Consider the following 4,519-nt stretch of genomic DNA (forward strand, 5'->3'; position numbering starts at 1 on the left):
TGTGAGTGTTCAGGGTTCGTCAAGTTCGGTGCGTTCTAGGGTTTGCCAGGGGTTGCGTTCCGTATGGATACGGTCTTGTTGTTCGATGTAATGCACGACGGTAGGTGTATCGGAGGCACGGAGTGAGATTACCCCGTAGCCGTCTTGCCAGCGTAGGGCATGTGCTTCATCAGTTTGACGGTTGAGGGCAAAAGAGCTGCCCCCTTTGACTTTGCCGATAAAATGTGCCAGATCAATCGGGGGGAGGGAGATAAGCAGGTGCACATGGTCGGGCATGGTGTTGCACGCCAGAACATGCGCGCCGAATTTCTGTGCAATGGTCGTGATGCACGCAACGGCCCGCTCACGCCGTCCCTCCAGCGCGGGCAACCGACCCGCCGTTGCCCAGACCACATGAAAATACAGCCGATGAAAAATGTCTCGTTTCACACTCGTAGAACGGCTGAACACACCCCATTCTGATAAAACGTGATGGGATTTTTTCGGAATTATTTTCGCGTCGGGGGCATCACGTTTCGGGCGGCATCACGTTTCGGGCGGCTAAAGCGGCCCGCTGTTGCGGCAAGCAGGCTAAAGCCCGCTGAGGCCTACCGGGTTCGGAGGCCCATTTATGGGTCTTGCCGCAACAGCGGGCCCATTTATGCGCCCGGACTCGTAAAACAAAAACCCCCCTCCTCCCAGGATTGGGAGGAGGGGCAGGGGAGGAGGGTTTAGATCGCGACTTCCTTGCCCTGCTCGGCGGAGGCATAGATACCGCTGAGCATCTTCTGCACCATCACACCGTGCTCGACCGGGCACTCGTTGGGGCGACCGTCTCTCACGACCTCGATGAAGTGCTGGATCTTGTACTGCCACATGTCCCACTTGGGGTAGTACGCGGGGGTCGCGTTGATCATGTAGCCTTCCCAGTCCGTGTAGGTCTCCGACGTGCTCCAGATGACGCCGCCCTTCTCGCCCATGATCTGAATGTCGAAGACATCCTCTTTGATATGGTTGCAGAAGCTCGACTCCAGCGTGAGAATGGTGCCGTTGTCGAAGCGGATCATCCCGGCAGCGAGGTCCTCGACCGTGTAGGTCTCGTGATCCCAGCCCGGCCACTGGCTCTTGACTTCGCTGGGCTTGTTGCCCATCCAGGTCCAGGTGTTGCCGGTCGCGGTGATCGGGGTAGGGTTGCCGATGAGGCTGTGCGCGGTGTCGAGGATATGCACGCCGATATCAATCATCGGGCCGCCACCTTGCAGCTCTTTACGGCCAAAGACACCCCAGTTCGGGATGCCACGGCGGCGCAGGGCTTGAGCGCGAACATACATAATCTTGCCAAGAGCACCGCTCTCGATCAGATCACGGACGTACTTGCTCTTGGGCTCGTAGCGGTGCTGGAAGCCCATGACGAACTTGACGCCATTGGCATGAACGGCATCGGCAATCGCCTGCGCCTCGGTGGGGTTCATCGCGATGGGCTTCTCGCAGAGGATGTCTTTGCCTGCATTGGCCGCCGCAATCGCCGCTTTGGCATGCACGCCGTTGGGCGTACACACCGAGATCGCGTCAATATCGTCGCCCACGGTCTTGAGCATCTCGTTAAAATCGGTAAAGAGATGGTCGGTCGCGACGCCATGCTTGCTGTGCATCACGTCGAGCGCCACCTGGCGGATGTCCGCCCCGGCGACAATCGAGACGCCTGGGATCTTGGTCATGTAGCCGATGTGGGTCTGCGCGATCCCACCACAGCCGATAAAGCCGACACGAAGGGGCTTGGCCTCAACTGCAGCGCCCTCAGAGATTGTTGTGATTTCTGTATCCATTGAAAAAACCTTCCGGATAAAACCTTACGCCAGACCCGTGCCAGAATCCTGCCCAAAAGCCAAAATTCTTCAGGCGGTATACTAAATCATCATGTCTACCGTTTCCAGTCTTGACGAACGCACCCGTGCGCATCAGATCTACGAAGAGCAGCTGAGAGCTTTCTTAGAGCCTAAACACCTAGGAAAAGTGATCGCAATTCATCCCGGCACAGGCGAATACGTCATTGGCGAAACTCGAAAGGCCGCAGGAATGGCCCTCTGGGAGCGCTTCAAAGACGGCAGCATTGTGGTCTTTCGGATTGGCCCCCCCACGGACGATGACATTCGAATGTTCTATCGCTTAGAGGCGGAGAAACAGATTTCCCAACACGAGCGCCCACAGTGACGGGGTATTTCTCCCGCAATGCGGGACGAATCACCCTGCGCCTCTATCGGCCCGATGAAGTCGCTTTCGATATTGAGTTTTTAATTGATACAGGATTCGCAGGCGAGATCAAGCTCTCTCCCTATTGGATTGGCACACTGCGCCTCCCAAAACTCTGGAACGAAGAATTCACAGTGGCGGATGGTCGTGTTTCTCCCTATGAAATCTATGCAGCAGAGTGTGACTGGGCAGGCAAGAAACGTTTGGTTGAAGCCGTAGAAATGGTAGGTGAGCCTATGATTGGCATTGACCTCCTACGGGACTTTTCGCTTTTTTTGGAAGTGCGTGACGGTGGTGCCGTCGAGATCAAGGCTCTATGATCTCCGTCATTCTCCACGAACCTGACATGCCCCAGAACACCGGCAATATTGTTCGGCTATGCGCCAACGCGGGCGCGGCGCTGCATCTGATCGAGCCCCTGGGCTTTGCTTGGGACGACAAGCGCCTGCGCCGAGCACACCTTGATTATGAAGAGTTCGCCGAAGTCAAGCGCCACGCGGGTTGGGAAGCGTGCAAAGTGGCACTTGCAGGGAGCCGTATTTTTGCGATCGAGACGGGGGGAGACGCCACGCCCTACGAGACGGAGTTTCAGCCCGGCGACGCGCTACTCTTTGGCTCAGAGTCCCGCGGCCTGCCTGAAGAAATTCTCGCTGAGGTGACCGTGCTGACGCTCCCGATGATGCCTGGCAGCCGGAGCCTTAATCTCTCCAACGCCGTCGCGATCACGGTCTATGAGGCGTGGCGACAGCTTGCCTTCGCTGCCGCCACACCGCTGGGAACCCCGCCCCGAGAGCGCTCGTTCGTGTTCTTCAACGGCAATCCGGGGCAAACACCGGGGGTCTCGGAATCGGGCGCATAAATGGGCCCGCCTGATATGCGCCCGTGCGGAGATTTATTTTTCCGCCTGGGGCCAGATCTGATCCCAGGCCGCCATCCAGTTCTCTGCCCGGCTCTGCACCTGGAGCGGCTCGAGGACCTCGACCCCGCGTTTATTGCGAAACTGCCCGACTTTATCTACTGTCTCCACTTCGATCGTGATCGTGGTCGGGGAGCCGACGCTGTAGACACGGCCTTTCTTCACCCGAGAGAGCGCCTCACGGGCTCCATCTTCGATCATCTGGCGGGCGCGCACCGGAGGGATTTGCCGGGCAGAGTAGCGGGAGAGCCCACGCTTCACCGCCACATAGACCGGGTCATCGCCGAGGATCTCGCGGCCCTCACGACAAGTGGCCTCGTCGCCCGTCACCAGTGCAACCGGGCAGCCAAAGTGGCCACAGAGCGCCGCATTGATCCCCAGCTCCCCCACCAAGTCGTCGTTGAACCAGAGATTGCGCCAGGTGACGGTTGAGATCGTGTGGCACATCACGCCGTCGGGGGTTCCGGCGCGCGCATGCATCCCCACCATGAGCGCGGCATCACAGCCCTGTTCTAAAAGCTCGGTGTAGCGGCTCCATGTGTGGTGCGCCACCCACTCACAGGCGGGGTGAAGTAGCTCGGGGACGTAAGAGTTAAAGGTCCAGTCGCCGCCCGCGCCGTGGCAGTCCACCGCCACAATCTCCGTCGCACCCGCCGCCACCGCACCACGCACAGCGGCATTGATCTCCTCGGTGTAGAGCCGCCGCCCCTCTTCAAACATCGGGGAGCCGCCCTCGACCTGCTTCCACGTCACGATCCCACTGACACCTTCCATATCCGACATGATCAAAACACGCATCAAACTCTCCTACTAAAGCGGCACTCGCCAGAGGGTCAGGGTGCCGGACTTGTCAATCCAGGCCGCAAAGTCTTCCTGAGGCGAGAGCGAGATATCTGTGGCGGGGACCTCCCAGGGAACGCGCACTTGCTTCCCGTTTATCGTCTCTCCAATCCAGGCCTCATGGCGGACGCTGGATCTCTTTTCGTACAGGGTGCGTCTCAGTACATAGAGCCGGGTCTTGCCCCAACGCTCTATGAACTCCCCCCACTGCGCCTCACCACCTCTCTCATCGTCGGTGAAGTCTGGCTCGAGGAGGAGCTTGCCCTTGTCTCCCTCGCGGTCAATACACTCAACTGCCATCCTAAAGACACGGGGCTTACCTGCTGTGGGAACAAGTCCGCCTGCCCAGATCCGCCTCTTACCCGCAAGGGCAACCCAGTCAATCGAGTGAAGCTTTGTCTTGTAGGTTAGTTTATAGGTTTCGGGCGATAAGAGAGGACGTACTGTAATTGTTCCATTTTGATGTCCGGTCACAACTCCGTACTTGTTCAGGCGAAAGGCAACCAGAGTTTTGTCTTGCAAGTACGCCGGTGT

The 4,519-nt window shown here is 58.4% G+C and carries 7 protein-coding genes; 3 read left to right on the forward strand and 4 right to left on the reverse strand.

Annotated elements, in window-relative coordinates:
• Positions 1–9: 9 nt before the first annotated feature.
• Positions 10–429 (reverse strand): IS200/IS605 family transposase, encoded by a 420-nt coding sequence (tnpA, locus tag AC1XOS_RS20005; RefSeq protein WP_481963978.1) that lies wholly within the window; start codon positions 427–429, stop codon positions 10–12.
• Between the two features lie 281 nt (positions 430–710).
• Positions 711–1,805: a Gfo/Idh/MocA family protein gene (locus tag AC1XOS_RS20010; protein ID WP_481963979.1), complete on the reverse strand. Its 1,095-nt coding sequence runs from the start codon at positions 1,803–1,805 to the stop codon at positions 711–713.
• A 91-nt stretch (positions 1,806–1,896) separates the two neighbouring features.
• Here AC1XOS_RS20010 and AC1XOS_RS20015 point away from each other — a divergent pair, with 91 nt between their 5' ends.
• From AC1XOS_RS20015 to AC1XOS_RS20025, 3 genes are read left to right on the forward strand one after another with little or no spacing between them, the layout of a single operon-like run.
• Positions 1,897–2,190 (forward strand): hypothetical protein, encoded by a 294-nt coding sequence (locus AC1XOS_RS20015; protein ID WP_481963980.1) that lies wholly within the window; start codon positions 1,897–1,899, stop codon positions 2,188–2,190.
• Positions 2,187–2,549, forward strand: a complete 363-nt coding sequence (locus tag AC1XOS_RS20020; protein ID WP_481963981.1) for a hypothetical protein — start codon at positions 2,187–2,189, stop codon at positions 2,547–2,549. The genes AC1XOS_RS20015 and AC1XOS_RS20020 overlap by 4 nt, the downstream gene beginning before the upstream one ends.
• Positions 2,546–3,088, forward strand: a complete 543-nt coding sequence (locus tag AC1XOS_RS20025) for a tRNA (cytidine(34)-2'-O)-methyltransferase (protein WP_481963982.1) — start codon at positions 2,546–2,548, stop codon at positions 3,086–3,088. The genes AC1XOS_RS20020 and AC1XOS_RS20025 overlap by 4 nt, the downstream gene beginning before the upstream one ends.
• A 33-nt stretch (positions 3,089–3,121) precedes the next feature.
• On the opposite strand, the gene AC1XOS_RS20030 is transcribed toward AC1XOS_RS20025, so the two are convergent.
• Positions 3,122–3,943: a M55 family metallopeptidase gene (locus tag AC1XOS_RS20030; protein ID WP_481963983.1), complete on the reverse strand. Its 822-nt coding sequence runs from the start codon at positions 3,941–3,943 to the stop codon at positions 3,122–3,124.
• Positions 3,944–3,955: 12 nt separating this feature from the next.
• Positions 3,956–4,519, reverse strand: a 564-nt coding sequence (locus AC1XOS_RS20035) for a hypothetical protein (protein ID WP_481963984.1), incomplete at its 5' end; no start/stop codon positions are given.

The organism is Armatimonas sp. (assembly GCF_964826245.1).